Source organism: bacterium, from assembly GCA_035295165.1.
Taxonomy (GTDB): domain Bacteria; phylum Sysuimicrobiota; class Sysuimicrobiia; order Sysuimicrobiales; family Segetimicrobiaceae; genus JAJPIA01.
Genome location: DATGJN010000062.1, coordinates 1 through 19,132 on the forward strand (window position 1 = coordinate 1; position 19,132 = coordinate 19,132).

Sequence of the window (19,132 nt, forward strand, 5' to 3'; positions counted from 1 at the left end):
AGCCCGTACTCCCGGCCCAACACTTCTCTCGTCGTCGCGAGCCCCGCAACACCCAACTATTTGTTGGAGACTGAGGCGGCGGCCTCGGTATGCGCCTGATCCCCGGGCTTTGCGATTGTAGGTTACATCGTATGGAAGCCCTTATGTATACGCGTTTGGTGGGCGGTGCCGGCCTTGAACCTGCCCTCTTGCCACGCACCTCATTCCCTCGATGTGGGACGACCTGCTCGGCAATGCCTGATGCGGCACGAGTTGCGGGCTGGTCCACCAACAAGTCAGCTGATCCTTCGAAGCGAGTGCATCGGGGCCTGCACTCACTTTGCACTCGTGGCCAACCCGATTTTTTGCGGCCGGCAGGTGTGGCTTCGGGGGCAACGCAAACCCTGTAACCACGGTCTTGTACAGCGCGAAGCGAGGATAGTGACTCCATCATATGTACATATGCAGTTGTAGACGAGCGATCTATTCCGACGGGTGCCGACTATTGGCGCCAGTGCAACCTCCGCGCGTGCTGGCGTGGCTCGGGGCCGCGTCTCCTTATGGGGGTTCTGGGCTAGCTCAGACATTTCACGACGGCGTGCAAACCTTGAACCTAGCGGACACTGAGACCATGATTGGGGATTCTTAGCGCCCGCTCATTTGGCCGTGGTCATTCTCGCTCCCACGAGTGGCGCATCAGCCCTATCTCGTGTGCACTCTCCGGATGATCGGTCACCCACCGATGGCACCGCCGGCACAGGACCACGAGGTTCCAAGCGTGGCTGGCCCCACGACGACCGCGGGGCTTGACATGGTGTCGCTCCAACCCGCCTTCGCGACCGCAGAGAATGCAGCGGCGAAGAGTCTTCTTGTGAGGGGTCTTGCGCTAGTGTAGATGCGCGTTGCGCATGTGCGCTCCGTCCAACCGTGCGAGACACTGCCCAGCTTCACGGACAGTCGCAGGCCGGCGGGTGCGCACACTCGCACCTGCTGCTGCAGGCCCCAGACCGCGCCATGGGTCAAGAGCATGAACGTATAGCCGTCGTACTTGATCGCCTCGATCTTTCTTCCCAGCACGGTCTCAACAAGCAGCTTCTGAATCGCCCTGGCCTCTTCTTCCAACTCGCCGTCGCGCTCGCCATCCTCATGCGGGGCACGAAGGTCGCTGCGGCTCAAGACCTTCGCCTCCTCGACCAGAGCGACCGCCGCATGTCGATCGCCCACCTCGAGGGCTCTCAGGGCCTGGCGGCTCACCATCGCCAGCTTGGTGACCTCCTCGCCAGAGATGTCTCGCCGGTCGAGACTCGTCGCCTGCACGAGTTCCGCCGCCAGGGTGACGGCATAGGCCCAGGACTTGCGCATTCCGAGCTCGGGTTGCGCCACATACTCGGTGAAGCTCTCATAGCCCAGGTCCCGGTAGACCTCTGTGTCGTGCATGGCGTTGAGCAGCGCTCCGAGGATCAGCAGCCGGTCTTCTGCCTGTCGGTGCGCCAGTCGGGGAATCTGTCGGGTCCGCCGGGTCTTCCCTCGACCCCACCCGGGATCCGCCTCGCCAACTCCACGATGAGCCAAACAGCGACGACGAGTCCGCAGACAAACGTAACAAGCACGAACCATCCCAGTACGGCCGCATCGATCTCGTTCTGCGCTATCCCGAATGGCATCGCGCAATGCTCCTTTCCCGGGATCCCGCCGCGCCCAGACGAGCGCCGTTCTTGTTGCCGTTGCTGCATTCACGCCCCGAAGAACCAAGGCCAGGACATCGTCGGGATCATGCGCCACTCCCGTGACTTGAGACGCCCTTCGGTCGGCGGAACACACTGGCTGCGCCCGTCTGGTCCGCCGGAAGGCCACAACCGGGTACTACTACTGGAGGGTGAACCCGTCTGCCCTGAAAAACCACAAACGGCAGTCCTGCTGACCCGCGGTCCCGACCGGAAACGATTGGTCGCGACGATCGCCGGGTTCCTCTACCCAGTACCGGCACGGGGCGAATATCCTCCACGCGCCACCCGAGCGATCTTTCCTCGCGTCTACGAACCGTCGCCGGCGGGCATCATCTGGCTGTGGAAAAGGGAGGGCCTGACATGCGTAAGGCGGCCATCAGTTTCGCGGCGGGCATTAACTTCGTGCTGAGCGCAAGATGGCTGCTCGTGGGCGCGCTGTTGATTCTATGTGTGAACGCGCAAGCCGCGGATGCACCAACGCTTCAAGCCCCGACGTGGATGATTGGTGATACGTGGACCTATCAAACTCCGAGCGGGGCGCAAATTGTCTATACGGTGCTGGGCGCGGGCAACAGCGGCTACACCGTGCGAGCGCGCCTTGGTAACACCCCAACCGGTACGCTCCTTGTCCATCCGAACCTGTCCACCGATAAAGGGTACTTCATCCAGATAGATTGGCCACTGGCATCGGGACGATCATGGGGTGCGGATCAGACAGAGCAAGCGAACGACGAGACCAGTACAATCAAGTGGCATACGACGTGGCTGGTAAAGTCGTGGGAGTCTGTCGCGGTGCCTGCGGGCACCTTTGACGCCTATCATGTCGACGGTAAGCAGTGCGCCGCGATTGCGGCGCGACCCTGCGGGAACTTCTCGTTTTGGTACGCCCCGACAGTCAAATCGTTCGTGAAAGAGTCGTGGGCATCGGAGAACTACTGGGGTAGGTTGGCGGGCCGAATGGAACAACTCGTCTCCTACACACTGCATAATCCCGGCCCGAACGGTCCCTAGCCAGGGGCTCGGTTTCCAACACGCCGATTCGGTCAGGCCATCTTGGATGCAGCCCGACATCATGCTCTGGATCAGGCTCTTGCTGCGGCGATACTCCTCCACCTCGGCGTTCGCCCATTCCCCGTCTTGACCGGTCGTCATCGGATTCGACGCTAAGCAGGCTTGCCCAACCCCTGGCGAGATCCCGCCTCATTCGCCACTCATCGAGCAGTCACGATGTTGGCCATGGCGTGCACATGCCCGTTGCCGAACGCGTTTGCCTCCGCAAGTGTCGCAAACCGGGCCTGGAGGACGACGCGACTGCCATCCGTCCCGTGCCGGACCACCCGATGACCCTCGTCCGTCGACCGCTCAACGAACACGAGATACGGCGGTTGTGGCCACTGCGGATATACCCGCCCGCAATCGTACTCGTGCCCGGGCATCAATGGTTTCGGTTCGCGATCGAAGTGTGGCATCATGTCCCTCCATGTGGATCCTGTGACAACCTCAATGGGCACCGGTCCGGCCAGATCATGTGGAAGGAACTGTACGTAACGCTCGCAACGAAGGTGCCCCGTATCTCGCAAATACCCGGGGGCTAGTGTTAGGGGACATCATTGTTGATCTGCCGGCGGAAATTCGTGGGGCAGCGACGAGGCGCGGACGGAACCGCGTTCACCTGAGGCAGCGAGGTGGCGCACATTGTCTTCGGGACGTGGCAACGGCGTTTCCGGACAGACACCAACTACCGGCTGCGTCACGAGGCGAGGGGGGGAGAGAGTGCGTTGAATGCTAGCGGAACCGTTACAAACGCTGGTACCGAGTAACGGGTTTGCGCCGCCCCGAAGGTTCCGCGCGTACCGACGTTTCGGAACGAGTTTTTGCGAAACGAACCCACCGGCCTGTATTCCCCCTCCCAGCAACTAACAGGGGATCGGCACGACGCTCAGAATCAGTCCCCAACCGTGGCGATACATCGAGCGCACATCGCCGATGAGGTGAACGTTCGGCGGCGGGGGCCAAGCGGCGTTGCTAGAGGCTCGCCGGGATGCCGCTCGTCGCCCGAGCGAGGGGGATGCCGTTCCATGAGCAGACTGCCACGCACGGCTGCGTACCAACGGCGGGCTCCGCACCGCAAGTACTGCCTTCACAACCATCGAGTCCCGCGCGCGACGATTAAGGCCCCGTTCTAGCGAGAGGAGACGGAATGCGACTATCCAGGATGCTTGTCCCGACGTTGCTCGCTAGCGTGCTGATGGGTATCACGGTTCCTAGCCCCGCAGCAGATCCTATTGCATTCACCACCATCGATGCCCCGGGGGCAACCGACACCTGGGTCTGGAGCATCAACAACGCCGGGGAGACCGTGGGGGCGTTCTTCAGGGACGCGGAAAAGAGGAGCCACGGCTTCCTACGCACCCCCGACGGCACGTTCACCACGATCGATGTCCCAGGGGGGATCAGCACGTACCCTCACGGGATCAATGATGCTGGGCAGATCGTCGGGACCTTCGACGACCCAAACAACGAGAGACATGGCTTTCTGCGCACCCGTGACGGCGTCGTCACGGCGATCGATGTCCCTGGAGCAACGGCGACCTCCGCCAGCGCCATCAACCGGTCCGGGCAGATCGTGGGCGTATTCCAGGACAAGGAGCATTACGGCCACGGATTCCTCCGTACCGCAACGGGCGTCTTCACCACCATCAATGTCCCGGAGGCGAACGAAACCTACGCCAATGGTATCAACGGTGCCGGGCAGATCGTGGGAACCTTCGCGAACGCAAACTACGACGGGCACAGCTTCCTCCGCACGGTGGACGGCACCTTCACCACTGTCGATCCCCACGGGGCGTCCGTCGCTTGCGCCAACGCCATCAATGATGCCGGACAGGTTGTGGGATTTTTCAGTCGCGCTGGCGCCAAGGACCACGGGTTCCTTCGCACCGCAACCGGCGCCTTCACCAACTTTGACAACCCGGGTGCGGGTGTGATCAGCGCGGATCCCCTCGGGATCAACGACGCCGGGCAGATTGTGGGAGTGTTCGTAGCCGGGGACAAGATACACAGCTTCGTGATGACGCGATAGCCCACTCGTACCGTTAGTGCGCCGCGCGAGGATATCGTCCCTTGACGAGGGGTAGTCGGTTGAGGCAAGCGGGTCATGTCGATGTACGCAGCGGCAAAAGGTGCCCCGTGCTTCCAGAGCGCGCAGCCGTGGAGGACGTTCAGCATCTCGGACCCCACACCAAGCAACGCTGGAGCGACGAGCAGTTCACCAGGCATCCACAAGAAGAACCCAAACCTGTCATTCTCGCCTCATCGCGCATGCCGTCGCTAAGTGACAACGGGTAATCGCCTTCTTGCCTTCTCTCCTTCTCCCCCATCGCCGTTCTGCGAACTACCGCCGTGAGACATTCCCCTCGAGTTTCACCGTGCTCAAGTAAGAGCACATTAACCGGGATTGACTACGAACGGCCAGAAGAGGGAAAATACACTAGTGTGGCGGCGCGGAGCCGTCAGTATATCGCCCGGGTGGGCTCTGAGGCTACTTCGCTGACGCCGGAGTCTCCCCACTCCCGCCGCCACTACTCAACTGCTTGTTTGTCATCGCCTCGCGATACCGGCAGTCTTGCCGAACGTGATGATGACTCGGTCCGCCGTGTGAGACAGGTTAGCGGGGTTGACGGCGCCTATGCGGTGCGGACGCCGGCCGCCTGCTCCAGTCCCAATTCGGCGATCGCGAGCTCACGCATGCGAAACTTCTGGATCTTGCCGGTGACCGTCATCGGGAAGCCCTCGACGAACTTCCAGTAGTGCGGAATCTTGAAGGTCGCGATCTTCCCCAGGCAAAACGCGATGAGCTCTTCTTCGCTCGCCTCGACACCGGGGCGCAGCTTGACCCACGCCATGACGTCCTCGCCGTAGCGAACGCTGGGGACGCCGATCACCTGAACGTCGGCCACCGCAGGGTGCGTGTAGAGAAACTCCTCGATCTCGCGAGGGTAGATGTTCTCGCCACCCCGGATGATCATGTCCTTGATGCGCCCGACGATGTTCACGTATCCCTCGTCGTCCATCGTCGCGAGATCACCGGTGTGCATCCAGCGCGCCGCATCGATGGCGGCGTGCGTGGCCTTCTCGTCGTCCCAGTATCCGAGCATCACGAGATACCCCCGCGCGCATAGTTCTCCGGGGGTGCCGCGCGGCACAACCATGCCGGTCGCCGGATCGACGATCTTGACCTCGACGTGTGGATGTACGCGCCCGACCGTGGACACGCGCTTGGCGAGCGGGTCGTCGAGGCCGCTCTGGGTGGACACGGGCGAGGTCTCCGTCATCCCGTAGCAGATCGTGACCTCGGTCATGCCCATCTGCGACTGCACCTTCTTCATGACCTCGACCGGGCACGGCGACCCGGCCATGATGCCGGTGCGGAGGCTGGAAGTGTCGAACTCCGCGAACTGCGGGTGCTCCAACTCCGCGATGAACATCGTGGGAACGCCGTACAGCGATGTGCAGCGCTCCGCCTGCACGGTCTCGAGGACCGCGAGCGGATCAAACGCCTCCGCCGGAACGACCATGCACGCCCCGTGAGTCGTGCACGCCAGGTTCCCGAGCACCATGCCGAAACAGTGGTAGAACGGCACCGGAATGCAGACGCGGTCCCGTTCGGTGTACCGCAGGGCCTCGCCGATGAAGAAGCCGTTGTTGAGGATGTTGTGGTGCGAGAGGGTCGCCCCCTTGGGAAACCCGGTCGTGCCGGACGTGTATTGAATGTTGATCGGGTCGTCGAACTGCAGCGTCGCCTCCAAGCGCTCGAGCTCGGCACCGGGGATCTGGTTCGCATCGTTCAGCAGCGCCTTCCATCCGTCTTCGAGGACGAGACTCTCCCGGAGCCGCGGGCAGCGCCCGCGCACCTCGTCGAGCATGGCGACATAGTTCGTCTGGCGGAAGCCGCGGGAGAGCGCGAGAAAACCGACGCCGGACTGCCTGAGGGCGTACTCGAGCTCGGTCGTCTTGTAGCCGGGGTTGATCGTCACAAGGATCGCGCCGATCCGCGCCGTCGCGTACTGGAGTACGGCCCACTCGAACCGGTTCGGCGCCCAGATTCCAACGCGGTCGCCTTTGCCCACGCGCCGCGCCAGGAGGCCGCGCGCGGCCCGGCCGGTCTCCTCCCAGAATTGCCGGTACGTAGCCCGGTACCCTTGGTGACGAACGACGAGCGCCTCGCGATCCGGGACGCGTTCCGCAGTACGCCGCAGGTTCGCGCCGATCGTCTCGGCCAACAGCGGCGTCGCACTCGCGCCGTGCACGTACGAAGGCGCTCGCATCAGGCACACCCCCGTCCCGGAGGACTACGGCCTCGACCACCGTCCGTCGACCGACGTTCGGCGACCGGCCTTGCCACTCCTCCGATCCGCAGGCGCGAGGACGCCGTCGCGACCGACTCGAGACGCGGCCAGGACCGCGCCGGGCTCCTCTCAATTGAGCGGGAGGCGAAGCCTCTCACCGGCCGCTGCCGTGAGACCTCCGCCTCCCGCGACGTGCGTGTTCAGATCGCCGAGACAGAACGGCTAGTGGTTGCCGTTGCCTCCGTTCCCGCCCTGACCGCCACCGCCGCCGTTACCGGACCCGCCGCCGTTGCTGTTCCCGCCCGTGCCGCCGTTGCCGCCCGAGCCGCCTGCGCCGTTCCCGGCACCACTGTTGGCGTTGCCGCCGTTGCCGCCTTGACCGCCGTGACCGCCGTTGCCGGAGCCTCCGCTGTTGCCGTTCCCGCCTTGGCCGCCGTTCCCGGCGTTTCCACCGCCGCCGCTGCCAGCGCCGCTGTTCCCGCTCCCGCCGTTCCCGCCCTGGCCGCCGCCGCCGCCGTTGCCGGAGTTGTCTCCGTTGCTGTTCCCGCCGCCGCCGCCGTTACCGCCGTTGCCACCGTCACCGCCGCCGCCGCTGTTGGCCCCGATGCCGCCGCCGAGCGCGACACCGCCACCGTTACCGCCCTGGCCGCCCGCACCACCGTTACCGGCGTTGACGCCTGTGTTGCTGCTGCCGCCGCCACCACCGGCGCCGCCGTTGCCGCCAAGACCGCTTGCGGTATTGTTGGCGTTTCCGCCGTTGCCGCCCTGGCCGCCCGCGCCACCGTCGCCCGAATCGAGACCGCTGTTCAAACTGCCGCCCGTGCCGCCGGCACCACCGTCGCCGCCGGTACCGGACCCGCTCACGTTGCCGTCGCCACCGTTGCCGCCCTGACCGCCGTTACCGCCGTTGCCGGCATTCGTACCGCCGTTAAGGCTCCCGCCGTCGCCGCCGGCCGCGCCGATACCGCCGTTGCCAGAACCTCCGGCGTTGTCGTTCCCGCCGTTACCGCCCTGGCCGCCGTTGCCAGCGCTACCCGCGCCCGCGCCGCTGTTGATGTCACCGCCGGCGCCGCCGATCCCGGCGTCCCCGCCGATTCCTGAGGCCCCGGAGTTGTTGTTGCCGCCATCGCCACCCGCGCCACCGTTCCCACCCTGACCGGCGCCCGCGCCGCTGTTCAGATCCCCGCCTTCGCCGCCGGCTGCGCCGTTACCACCGCCGCTGGACCCGCCGGAGCTATTGTTGCCGCCGTTTCCGCCTTGACCGCCGTTGCCGCCATCACCCGCGTTCGCGCCGCTGTTAGCAGCGCCGCCGACCCCGCCGTCTCCGGCGCTGCCGCCGTTCCCGGAACTGGTGCCGTTGCCGTTGCCACCGTTGCCACCTTGACCGCCGTTGCCGCCGTCACCCGCGCCGGCGCCGCTGTTCGAGGCATCGCCGGCGCCGCCGTTTCCACCGGTACCACCGTTACCGGACGAACCGGTGTTGTTGTTGCCGCCGTTCCCGCCCTGGCCGCCGTTGCCGCCAAACCCCGAACCGGCACCCGTGTTGTTGTCGGCGCCGTTACCGCCGGTGCCGCCATTCCCGCCGTTCCCGGAACCGGTGTCGTTGCTGTTGCCTCCGTCGCCGCCGTTCCCGCCGACGCCGCCGGAGCCTGTGCCGCCGCCTCCGCTGTTGAAGCTGCCGCCGGCACCGCCACCACCGCCAGCGCCGCCGTTGCCGGAGGAGTTGTTGTTCAGGCTGCCGCCGTGACCGCCGTTGCCTGCCGCTCCTCCGGAGCCGTCGCCGCCGCGCGCCGCTTGCGGATCATTGTTTGGCGCGTTTGCGCCGTTCAGACCGTTTTGCCCGTTCAGGCCGTTCGAGGCTCCACTGGCGTTTGTCCCGGCACCACCGCCACCGCCCACGCCGCCCGTGCCGCCGTTACCCAACGTGCCGCCGTTGCCGCCTGCGCCGCCGGCACCGCCGGCACCGCCTGCGCCGCCGGCACCGCCGCCTGCGGTGCCTAGACCGCCCGCACCACCGCTGCCGCCCGCGCCGCCGTTCCCGCCGCTGTTCCCGACCGCGCCGTTCCCGCCGTTCCCGCCGTTGCCGGCATTGCCACCGTTGCCGCCGACGCCCACGCCGCCGCCGTTCCCCGCGTTGCCGCCTGTGCCCCCGGGACCGCCGGAACCGTTCGCGCTGTTGAAGCTCCCACCGCCACCGCCGTCACCGCCGTCGCCGCCGTTGCCGCCCTGGAAGCTGCCGCCGTTACCGGCCCCGCCTCCAGCACCGCCAGCGCCTACCCCAACACCTGTGTTGTTGCTTCCTCCGTCGCCACCATCGCCACCGCTCCCGGCGTTACCCAGCAACGCAGCCAGCGCGGGCGTTGCACCCATGCCGTACCATATCGGCACCGTCAACGCGAGCGCCGCGGTGACAGCGAGCATGAAAACCTTACGCCGGCGAATCTGGTCCCTCATACTTCAGCTCCCTTCGGCGCGCCGAGCACAACGCGTCCCTCGTGCTCAACCGCCAATCTCGTGTGACGGGTGGGGCGCCGAGGTCGAACCCTCAGCGCCCCACTCATCGTGCGTCTATCGATTCACCGATCCATCCGCCGGTTTAGTTGTTGCCGTTCCCGCCGTGACCGCCCGCGCCGCCCGCACCACCGTTACCGGAGCCGTTGCCGTTGTTGTTGCCGCCCGCGCCACCGTTGCCGCCCGCGCCGCCGCTGCCGTTGCCGTTCGTCCCGCCACCGCCGTTGGTGTTGCCGCCGCCGCCGCCCGCGCCGCCCGCGCCGCCGTTGCCGGAGCCGTTCGAGTTACCGGTCCCACCGCCGCCGCCGTTGCCACCCGCACCGCCGTTGCCGTTATTGTCGCCGCCGTTGCCGCCGCCGTTGTTACCGGCGCCGTTCCCGTTACCGCCCGCGCCACCGGCACCACCGGCACCGCCGTTGCCCGAGGCGTTGTTGTTGCTGTCCCCGCCGAGACCGCCGTTGCCGCCGTTGCCACCGACGCCGTTGCCGTTGCCGCCGGCGCCGCCGTTCAAAGCGCCCACGCCGTCTCCGCCCACACCGTTGTTGTTACCACCCGCGCCGCCCGCGCCAGCCGCGCCGCCGTTACCGGAGCCCGCATTGTTGACGTTGTTGCCGCCGTCGCCACCAGTGCCGCCGTTACCGCCGACACCGTTGTTGTTGCCACCCGCGCCGCCGACGCCAGCACCGTTTGCTGCGCCCGCGCCGCCGCCGCCGTTACCGTTACCGCCAGCGCCGCCAGCACCACCCGCGCCACCGTTGCCCGAGCCAGTCAGGTCAAGGTTGCTGCCACCCGCGCCGCCAGCACCGCCGATCCCGCCACCGCCGTTACCGTTACCGCCAGCGCCGCCGGTACCGCCCGTTGCCGTAGCGCCGCCGTCGCCACCCGCGCCGCCGACACCGTTGCTGAGACCGCCCGCGCCGCCGTCGCCACCCACGCCGCCGTTGCCCGAGCCGTTGAAGTCGGTGTTGCTGCCGCCTGCGCCGCCCGCACCACCCGCACCACCGTTGCCGTTCGTGTTGCCGCCTGCGCCGCCGGTCCCACCGTCGAAGCCACCCGGACCCGCCGAACCTGTACCGCCGGTGCCGCCGTTCCCGTTGCTGCTGGTCCCGCCGCCGTTGTTCGTCGCACTACCGCCGGCGCCACCCGCGCCGCCGTTGCCGGAATTGGTGATGTCACTGTTACCGCCTGCGCCGCCCGCACCGCCCGCGCCGCCGTTCCCGTTGGTCGCTCCACCAGCCCCGCCAGTTCCGCCAGCTCCGCCGCCGGCGTTGGCGCCGCCGGTGCCACCATCGCCGCCGTCAGCGTTGTTGTTGCTGCCGCTGCCGCCCGCGCCGCCGTTGCCGCCGTTACCGGAAGTGTCCGTGTTCAGGTTACCGCCTGCACCGCCACCGCCACCGGCGCCACCGTTACCGCTGGTCGCACCTGCAGCGCCGCCCGCGCCGCCGGCCCCGCCACCGCTCCCGCCCGCGGTTCCTGTGTTGCCGGGCAGCCCGTTATTGTTCCCGGAGCCACCGCCGGCGCCACCTGTGCCGCCGACGCCGGATGCGGCGTGCGCGGCGATCGGGGAGAGTCCGATGTACCATACGGGGACCGTCATTGCGAGCATTGCAACAACCATGATGTACAGCAAGGAATTGCGCTTGCCGCTCGTACCTCGCATCTGTTGTCGCCCCTCTCTGAATGGTCTGGCGTTCCGCTCGCTACATGGCGAACTGCATGCCAACCATCGGCCGATCGGCAGGCCACAACCCGAGCCAGGACGCAGCGCCACTTGCGCATGCGAAACATCGGATCGCACGCTGGGGCGCCTCCCACGCCGCGTGATTGCGATCCCACGCACGGCCAAATGGACTACGAGCTGACTCGTAGCCTCGGCACCGCCGACCGAAACCCAGTGAGGGGAACAGCGACATCAGGCGTCCAAACAGGAAGCAACGCACCGTAGAAATACAACGGCACAGCGCCCCTGAAAGGACTCTGTGCCGCAACGAACCGCACCGTAGAGTCCTCTTCGGCAACCCGGCTGACCCAGAGGGTCCCGTGGCTTTGCGTCCCCGAATTGCTTCGGGTTTGCCCGTTCGGAGGCAGTGCTGGCTATTCAGTTGTGTCACGATTATGGTCGGATGCGGTGACGACTGTCAATCACCGTTGTGTGTTCGCTCGCACGACGTAACGGAACCCTCTTTTGAGCATTCGCCTATGCTCGCGTAACTTTCCCCGGGATTCCGGCGAGCCTTCGCAAGACGTGTCCCGCGCGCGCCGGTGCCGGCGGTCAGTCGACGCGAGGCGTGGGTCATCGCCTCAAACTTGCATCCGGCTTGTCTTGGAACGCCGCGCGACTCACCGTCGCACGCCCCGGCACGGCCGGAGAGCGCATCGCTGCCGGCTCGGCGTGCGCCGAGCGGTGACCCCGCGAGGGGAGGCCGTCGAGCGCCGTGGTCGTGCGGAAGGAACCCTCCGTCCGCGTCGGCGAACCGAACAGACGCGCCGACATCACTCATCGCGGCCCGCTCGGCAACGAGCAGGACACGATGACTTCCGCCTCGCCCAAGACGCGGCGCGCAAGCCCACGGCAACCGGCGGAGCGGGATCACGAGCCCGCCGGCATGTCACAGACCGTCACTCGGAAGGGGGATCACGTTGGATCTCGGATTGGCCGGCCACGTCGCGCTCGTCACCGGAGGCACTCGGGGGATCGGCAAGGCGACTTGCCGCGCCTTGGCCTCCGAGGGCTGTCACATCGGCTTCTGCGCCAGGGACCCGCGCGAGGTGGACGAGACGGTCGCCGAGTTCCGCGCGGCGGGCGCGCGTGTGCTCGGCGGCATCGCGGACGTGACGGTGCCGGGCGCGCTCGAGCGCGTGATCGACGCCACCGCCGCAGAGTTCGGCGAGATTCACCATCTCGTCGCCAACGTCGGCGGCACGGTCGGGCAAGCGTCGCTGGAGTCCACCCCCGAGGACTGGACGCGCACGTTCGACCTCAACGTGGGGCATGCCGTGCGGGCGATTCGGGCGGCGGTGCCGCACATGCGGGCGCCGAATGCATGCAGCATCGTCATCATCTCGTCGATCTCCGGCTGGAAGCCCGGGCCGCGGGCGCAGTACGGCGCCGCCAAAGCCGCCGAGATCTTCATGGCCGGCGCCCTGGCGCGCGACCTCGCGCCGAGGCGCATCCGCATCAACACGGTGAGCCCCGGATCCATCCTGTTCCCCGGCGGCGGCTGGGACCGGTTCCGGCTGCAGCAGAGCGCTCGGTACGAGGCCTTCGTCACGCGGGACTTTCCATGGCAGCGACTCGGCACCGCGGAGGAGGTCGCCGACGTCGTGACGTTCGTCCTCTCGGAACGCGCGCGCTGGATCAACGGCGCCAACATCGCCGTGGACGGAGCGCAGATCAGCCCGAGCGCGTCGTAAGCCTGGCGGCCCACCTGACGCCCGTGGGGACGAGCCACCCGGCGGCGATGCTTCGCTGCTCCATCTCCAAGAGGCGGCACGCGACGTCGTATCCGCGCGCGGTCTGCTCGATCACCCGGATGAGCGCCCGATACAGATAGGGCACGTCCTGGGCCTCGACGATCTCGAACCGGCGCGCGATTTCGGCCCGCATCGCCCGGGCGTCGTGGCGCGGGTGACCGGGATCGCCCCCATGCTCGGCGCGCCACCGCTCGAGCGGGTCGCGCGCGGAGGCATCGACGTCTGGTGGGTCCTGCGCCGTCCCGTGGTCGCCGCCGGACGCGGACAACACCCCGGCGGCGGATAGCAGCGCGCGCGTGTCGTAGAACCACGCCGCGGTCCGCCGGTCCGCCCGCTCGCGCGCAAATTCGTCGACGATCAGCCATCCGCCCGGCCGGAGCAACCTCAGTGCGGTCGCCATCGCGTCCGGCAGCGACCCCATGTGATGCAGGGACCGCGTGAACAGGAGCACGTCGTACGGCTCGTCGCGATACGCGAAGAAGTCCGCGTGCACCGCCGGCACGCCGGCGGCCCGGGCCAGCCGCACCGCCTCCGCCGACGCGTCGAGCGCGGTCAGGTCAACGCCGTCCGCCAAGAGACGCGTGGCCAGGTCCCCCGGACCGCAGCCCACCTCGAGCGCGCGAAAAGGTAGTAAGGGAAAGACCTGCCGCACGAACGCCAGCGTTTCCGCGGTCGCGACGTCAATGGGCCGCATGCCCTACGCCCGGCCGAAGCACCTGTTCGATCTCGCTCCGCCGCGGCGGGTCGGCCCCCGCCTTGGTGCAAGTCAGCGCCGCCGCCGCGGCCGCAAACCGCAACACGTCTTCAACTGCCGCCGCGTCCACCTGCTCGAGCGCGCCCCGTGACGCGAGCCCACGTTCCCACAGGCGCAGTAGCAGCCCAGACGAAAACGCGTCGCCGGCTCCCACCGTGTCCACGATCTCCACCCGCGGGGCGGGGACGCGCAGCTCGCATTGCGGCGCCCGCGCGTAGCAGCCGCGGCCGCCGAGCGTGACGACAACGAGCGCGGGACCGACGGCGCGCAGCCGCTCCGCCCCCTCCTCACTCGCGATCCCCGGCATCCACCAGGCGAGGTCCGCCTCGCTGAGCTTGACGACGTCGGCCGCGCGGACGGCTCGTGCGAGCACCCGCCGGTAGGCGTCGGGATCGTCGATCAGGCTCGGGCGGATGTTGGGATCGAAGGACAACAGGCGGCGGCCGTGGAGACGATCGGCGAGCGCCAGCACCGTCTCGGACGTCGGCGGGGCGAGCAAACTGATCGAGCCGAAATGCAGCACGTCCAGTTCGTCGAGCGCCGGCGGCAGGTCGGCCACGGTGAGCAGCGTGTCCGCGACGCCCGTGCGGTAGAACGAGAAGGACGGGCCGTCCCGCTCGGCCGCGACAAACGCGAGCGTGCTCGGGGCCGGGGACCGGACGAGGAAGCGCGTGCCGACGCCCTCCCGCTCAAGGTGCGCAATGAGGAACCGTCCGAAGACATCGGTGGACGCGGCGCCGACGAACTCGGCCCGCGCGCCGCACCGGGCGAGGCCGACCGCGACGTTGCGGGGAGACCCGCCGGGGTGCATACGATACCCGACGGTCGTGCCGCAGTCAACGAGCGGCGTGAAGTCGACGAGCATCTCGCCGATCGTCGCGAACGACGCGCCCATGCGCGCCGTCTCGACGCCGTCCGACAGTCCGGGCACCTTGCGAGGGTTCGACACGATGGAGGTATGTGGTTCCCTGGTCGCGTGTTCGTTTCCTGTTCCGAGTTCGCACGTCCATCCGGAGGTCGGGTGCGGTGCGACGTCCGGCTCAGGGAAGGAAGAAGAAGCGCTCCCCTCTCGCCATGACCTTGCTCGGCTGCGTCGGGAAACGTTCATAGAGGTAGTCGACGAAGCATCCCGGGCGCTCCACGTTCGGGGGCAGCAAGTCGTAGTGCAGCGGAATGACCAAGTTGACCCGCGCTTCCACGGCGAGCTCCGCCGCCTCCCGGTAGCCCAGGTTGCCGATGATGCCGGCGCGTGTCCGCTGATAGTCCCGGCCGTTGATCGGCGCGAGCAACAGCGCGACCCGGTGACGGCGCAATTCCTCGGCCAGGCCGTCGTACATCACGGTGTCGCCAGTATGACACAAGGGCACGCCCCCGAGGGTCACGATGAATCCCTGCCAGCGGTGACCCTGCTCCGCGAGGTCGAACGCCTCGTGCGCCGCTCTGATGGGGACGATGCGAACGCCGCGGATGTCCATCGGACGACCCGCCCACGACGGATGGACGCGCCCTTCATCCACGCCGGCCCCGCGCGCGAGTCCCACGCAGACCTGCGGCACGACGAACTGGGTCTCGGGTGACGCCTGCGCGATGCCGCGGAGCGTCGCCGGGTCGAGATGGTCGAGGTGCTCATGCGAGCAGAGCACCACGTCCATCATATCCAGTTCGTCGGGCCTCACCGGCGCGTCGTATGCGCGACGCGACCGCCCCGTAAGGCCGTCCCCGGTCAGAAACAGGTCGAACCCCACCACCTTGCCTGCGGCCTTGGCGATGACGCTCGACTGACCGAGCCACCAGAGCGCAACCGCGCCCTGCGGGACGACCGTGTCGCGGATCTCCCGAGCGATGCTCCGCGCCTGCCCCGGCGCCTCCGACATGCATCCACTCCTCCCGTGTCTCCGGAGCACGGCGTGCCCGCGGGCGGACGCCGTTACCGCGGCGTTCCTCCATGTTCCCACCACAACCCCATGCGGGCCGTCGTCCCGCCGTCCACGTACACAACCTGCCCCGTCACGAAGTCGGCCGCGTCAGACACGAGAAACGCGACGAACGTGGCCACGTCGTGCGGGCGGCCGACCCGGCCCCACGGCACGAGCGTGTTGCCGAACTCGGTCGTGTACCCGGGCATCGCAGCGTACCGGGGCACCTCGATGAGCCCCGGTCCCACCGCGTTGACCCGCACGCGCCGCGGCGCCAGCTCGATGGCGAGCTGCCGGGTGAACGCGTTGATCGCCCCCTTCGTCGCCGCGTACGCGGTGTGCCGTGCAGACCCCGCGAACCCGTGGACCGAAGAGATGTTCACGATGACGCCGCCGTGCTCTGGCATGTGCTGCACGGCGCGCTGGGCGCAGAAAAAGTACCCGCGCATGTTGACGTTGAAGACTTCGTTGTACAAGGCCTCGGTGGTCCGGAGGAACTCGTCGGTGCGGGTGACCCCGCCGTTGTTGACCAAGATGTCCAGCCCGCCGAACGCGCGGGCGGCCTCGTCGACGACGGCGAAGCAATCGCCCACCTGCCCAAGATCGCCGTGAACGGCGACGGCCGTGCCGCCCGACCGCGCGATCGCATCGACCGTCTCACCAGCTTCCCGCGCGGAATGCGCGTAGTGCACGGCCACCGCGGCGCCCTGGCGCGCGAGCTCGAGCGCAATCCCTTGCCCGATGGCGATGCCGGCCCCGGTCACGAGCGCCCGTCGTCCATCGAGTGCCCCCATCGGCGATCCCCCCACACCCGCGCACCGGCACGCCTGAAACCGTCGGCCTCGCACGACGTCCGGCTCCATTCGATGTTGCGAGAGGCATCCGGTCGTGCGCATGAATCTGCCGGGAACGTCTTCTCGCATCCTCTATCTTACCGGGGCCGCTGCCCCGGCACAACGGCGCGAACGCCGCGGCTCCACACGCGGATCACGCATCCGCCGGACGGACGCGAACGCGCGCGGATCCGAGGCCACCCGACGGGAGCGTCCGCGGGCGCGCGCCCACGCAACGGCCGGGCGGTAGGGGAGCCCGCCGTTGGCCGAGAAGACCGCTGCGGCTCCCACAGCGAGCACGACGGTCGGCTTCCGATACCCGGGGTGTGCGTATGAACCGTCCGCGAATCGGCTTCATCGGATTGGGCAAGATGGGCGCGCCGATGGCGCGCCGGCTGCTCGACGCGCAGTACCGCGTCGCGGCGTACGACGTGCGCGCGGACGCGATGACGGCCGCGGCGCGCGCGGGCGCCGAACGCGGCAGCAGCCCCGCGGACGTCGCCGGGCGCGCGGACATCGTCCTCACGATGCTGCCGGACGGCCGCGCGGTCGAAGCGGTGGTGTACGGAAACGACGGGCTGGGCGCCGCCATGCGATCCGGACAGGACCTGATCGAGATGACCTCGTCATCGCCCCGCGTGACCCGCCGCGTCGCGGCGGACCTCGGTCGGCAGGGCGTCGAGGTCCTCGACGCGCCGGTGTCAGGCGGCGTGCGCGGCGCCGTCGACGGCACGCTCTGCGTCATGGCCGGCGGCCCGGCCGCGCTCCTCGATCGGTGCCGGCCAATCTTGGAACACTTCGGCCGCGACATCGTCCACGTGGGCGACGCGGCGGGCGACGGCGACACCGCGAAGACGATCAACAACCTCTTGTCCGCGACGACGGTGTGGAGCACGGCCGAGGCCGTCGCCCTCGGCGTCAAGGCGGGGCTGTCGCCGGACCGGCTCGTCGCGGCCGTGAATCACTCGACGGGCCGCAGTTACACCACCGAGGTGAAGTTCCCCCGCTACATCCTGCCCCGCGAGTTCTCGGCCGGCTTCACGGTGGCGCAGTATCTCAAGGACCTCGACATCTGCCTGGATCTCGCCGACGACCTAGGCGTGCCGATGTTGTTGGGATCGCTCGTGCGCCAAGCGTGGCGGATCGCCGTGCGGGACGGCATGGGCGATGCGGACCATACCGCGCTGATCGAGCTGCTGGAGCGCTGGGCCGGGGAGCACGCGCCCGCGTAGAGGCCGCCGGCACGGGCGCGCGATCCGGGGGGCACGCCGGCGCGCTCCGGAGCGGTGCCCGGAGCGCGCCCGATCGCGGCACCGTCCGCGAGACTACGTGCGCTGCATGTCCTCATCGTGCTCGCAGAGCGTGAACAGCTCGTACCCCTTGTCGGTAACCACCAGGTTCTCCTCGAGACGCACCGTCTGTTCGAGGCCGGAGTGCCCGGCGAAGGTCTCGATGGCGAAGTACATGTTCGGCTTGAGCTCCGCTGGGTACTTGAGCGAATACGCCCGGGAAATCCACATCCCCTCGTACAAGCTCAGCCCGATGCTGTGCGCGAACTGCTGCAGCGACACGCTGCCGTACTTGTCGTCGTCGTACTCTGGGAAGTGCTTCGCCACGTCCGCGCTCGTCGCCCCCGCCCGGACGGCGTGAATCGCCGCGTACAGCGAATCGTAGCACTCTTTGTACAAGTCCTGTTCCTTTTGCGTCGGCTGGGCCGCCACTTTCCAGCACCGCACAAAGTCAATGAAGTACCCGCCCGGCCCCACCGCGTTGATGTCCATGATCATGAGATCGCCCTGCCGGATGATCTTGTCGGTGTGCCACCGGCGGTACGGACTCGTGTTGCCGCCCGACGCGACGATGATATCGTAGACGAAGTCAAACCCGCTGCGATACAGGTATTCGTTGACCTTGGCGCACACCTCGGCCTCGCGCACGCCCGGTTTGGCCCACTCGTGTTTGGCCATCCACATCGCCGCGTCGCCATGGGCGGCGGCGATCTTGTGGCACTCCAGCTCGTCCACGGTCTTGATGACGCGCGCCTGGGACATCGCCGGCCAGCCGTTCACGATGTTCAATCCTTGCTTCGTCAGCGCCTGATACGCGACCATGTCCATGATGTCGATGCCGATCTTTTCCTTCTGCACGCCGGCCTCGCGCAGCACGTCCGTGATCGACGTGGCCATCCGCGTCGCCATCTCCGCCTCCGCGCCCTCCGACCACTTCCAGGTGATCGCCGGCCGCACCTCAGACAGCCACGGCGCGTCGATCTGTGCACAGATCATGTCGCTGCCGACGGTCTCAAAGAGGACCGGATCCTTGCCGCGCGGCAACACCGCGTAGCGGATGAAGATGTTGTTCTTCCAGTTGCCCTGGTAGACGCCGGTGACGTACCGGACGTTCTCGCCGACGAACAGGATCAGCGCCCCCAGATCGTGCTTCTCCATCATCGCCCGCGCCCGCGCCAACCGCTCCCGCCGCAGCCGGTCGAAGTTCACCCGGCCCTGCCAATCCGTTCCCGACGTGCTGTACACCCGCCGCGGCTGATGCTCGTGCTGCCCTGCAAGAAACGGGTGATGACTCATCCCTG

Annotated in this window: 15 protein-coding genes and 1 riboswitch; of the genes, 4 read left to right on the top strand and 11 right to left on the bottom strand. The window is 67.8% G+C overall.

What is annotated here, in order from left to right:
* Positions 1 to 711: 711 nt before the first annotated feature.
* Together VKZ50_09440 and VKZ50_09445 are read right to left on the bottom strand one after the other, a co-directional pair.
* Positions 712 to 1,416, bottom strand: a complete 705-nt coding sequence (locus VKZ50_09440; GenBank protein ID HLJ59941.1) for a hypothetical protein — start codon at positions 1,414 to 1,416, stop codon at positions 712 to 714.
* A gap of 23 nt (positions 1,417 to 1,439) precedes the next feature.
* On the bottom strand, positions 1,440 to 1,643 hold the full coding sequence (locus VKZ50_09445) for a hypothetical protein (GenBank protein ID HLJ59942.1): 204 nt from the start codon (positions 1,641 to 1,643) through the stop codon (positions 1,440 to 1,442).
* A 423-nt stretch (positions 1,644 to 2,066) separates the two neighbouring features.
* Here VKZ50_09445 and VKZ50_09450 point away from each other — a divergent pair, with 423 nt between their 5' ends.
* Positions 2,067 to 2,717, top strand: a complete 651-nt coding sequence (locus VKZ50_09450; GenBank protein ID HLJ59943.1) for a hypothetical protein — start codon at positions 2,067 to 2,069, stop codon at positions 2,715 to 2,717.
* A gap of 200 nt (positions 2,718 to 2,917) precedes the next feature.
* On the opposite strand, the gene VKZ50_09455 is transcribed toward VKZ50_09450, so the two are convergent.
* On the bottom strand, positions 2,918 to 3,175 hold the full coding sequence (locus tag VKZ50_09455; protein HLJ59944.1) for a hypothetical protein: 258 nt from the start codon (positions 3,173 to 3,175) through the stop codon (positions 2,918 to 2,920).
* A 779-nt stretch (positions 3,176 to 3,954) separates the two neighbouring features.
* Here VKZ50_09455 and VKZ50_09460 point away from each other — a divergent pair.
* Positions 3,955 to 4,788 carry a hypothetical protein gene (locus VKZ50_09460; GenBank protein ID HLJ59945.1) on the top strand — a complete coding sequence of 278 codons (834 nt, stop codon included), beginning with the start codon at positions 3,955 to 3,957 and terminating at the stop codon, positions 4,786 to 4,788.
* Positions 4,789 to 5,392: 604 nt separating this feature from the next.
* On the opposite strand, the gene VKZ50_09465 is transcribed toward VKZ50_09460, so the two are convergent.
* From VKZ50_09465 to VKZ50_09475, 3 genes are all read right to left on the bottom strand, one after another.
* Positions 5,393 to 7,033 (bottom strand): AMP-binding protein, encoded by a 1,641-nt coding sequence (locus VKZ50_09465; protein HLJ59946.1) that lies wholly within the window; start codon positions 7,031 to 7,033, stop codon positions 5,393 to 5,395.
* Between the two features lie 243 nt (positions 7,034 to 7,276).
* Positions 7,277 to 9,508, bottom strand: a complete 2,232-nt coding sequence (locus VKZ50_09470; protein HLJ59947.1) for a hypothetical protein — start codon at positions 9,506 to 9,508, stop codon at positions 7,277 to 7,279.
* A 142-nt stretch (positions 9,509 to 9,650) separates the two neighbouring features.
* A complete protein-coding gene (locus tag VKZ50_09475) occupies positions 9,651 to 11,225 on the bottom strand; it encodes a hypothetical protein (protein ID HLJ59948.1) in 1,575 nt (524 codons plus the stop codon).
* A 350-nt stretch (positions 11,226 to 11,575) separates the two neighbouring features.
* Positions 11,576 to 11,650: riboswitch (cyclic di-GMP riboswitch) on the bottom strand.
* A 555-nt stretch (positions 11,651 to 12,205) separates the two neighbouring features.
* On the opposite strand from VKZ50_09475, the gene VKZ50_09480 reads away from it, so the two are divergent.
* Positions 12,206 to 12,979: an SDR family NAD(P)-dependent oxidoreductase gene (locus VKZ50_09480; protein ID HLJ59949.1), complete on the top strand. Its 774-nt coding sequence runs from the start codon at positions 12,206 to 12,208 to the stop codon at positions 12,977 to 12,979.
* Here VKZ50_09480 and VKZ50_09485 read toward each other — a convergent pair.
* The 4 genes from VKZ50_09485 to VKZ50_09500 all read right to left on the bottom strand — a co-directional run bounded on the left by VKZ50_09485 (position 12,960) and on the right by VKZ50_09500 (position 16,503).
* A complete protein-coding gene (locus tag VKZ50_09485; protein HLJ59950.1) occupies positions 12,960 to 13,733 on the bottom strand; it encodes a class I SAM-dependent methyltransferase in 774 nt (257 codons plus the stop codon). The two genes, VKZ50_09480 and VKZ50_09485, sit on opposite strands and share 20 nt — an antisense overlap.
* A complete protein-coding gene (locus VKZ50_09490) occupies positions 13,720 to 14,724 on the bottom strand; it encodes a carbohydrate kinase (GenBank protein HLJ59951.1) in 1,005 nt (334 codons plus the stop codon). Before VKZ50_09490 ends, VKZ50_09485 begins: the two co-directional genes overlap by 14 nt.
* Before the next feature lie 109 nt (positions 14,725 to 14,833).
* Positions 14,834 to 15,667, bottom strand: a complete 834-nt coding sequence (locus VKZ50_09495; protein ID HLJ59952.1) for an MBL fold metallo-hydrolase — start codon at positions 15,665 to 15,667, stop codon at positions 14,834 to 14,836.
* Between the two features lie 53 nt (positions 15,668 to 15,720).
* The gene (locus tag VKZ50_09500) at positions 15,721 to 16,503 is read right to left on the bottom strand and encodes a glucose 1-dehydrogenase (GenBank protein HLJ59953.1); all 783 of its coding nucleotides are present in this window, start codon (positions 16,501 to 16,503) and stop codon (positions 15,721 to 15,723) included.
* Between the two features lie 317 nt (positions 16,504 to 16,820).
* Between VKZ50_09500 and VKZ50_09505 the strand changes: the two genes are divergently transcribed.
* Positions 16,821 to 17,774, top strand: a complete 954-nt coding sequence (locus VKZ50_09505) for an NAD(P)-dependent oxidoreductase (protein HLJ59954.1) — start codon at positions 16,821 to 16,823, stop codon at positions 17,772 to 17,774.
* A gap of 93 nt (positions 17,775 to 17,867) precedes the next feature.
* Here the strand turns inward: VKZ50_09505 and VKZ50_09510 are convergent, their stop codons facing one another.
* The gene (locus tag VKZ50_09510) at positions 17,868 to 19,127 is read right to left on the bottom strand and encodes a Xaa-Pro peptidase family protein (protein ID HLJ59955.1); all 1,260 of its coding nucleotides are present in this window, start codon (positions 19,125 to 19,127) and stop codon (positions 17,868 to 17,870) included.
* Between the last annotated feature and the right edge of the window lie 5 nt (positions 19,128 to 19,132).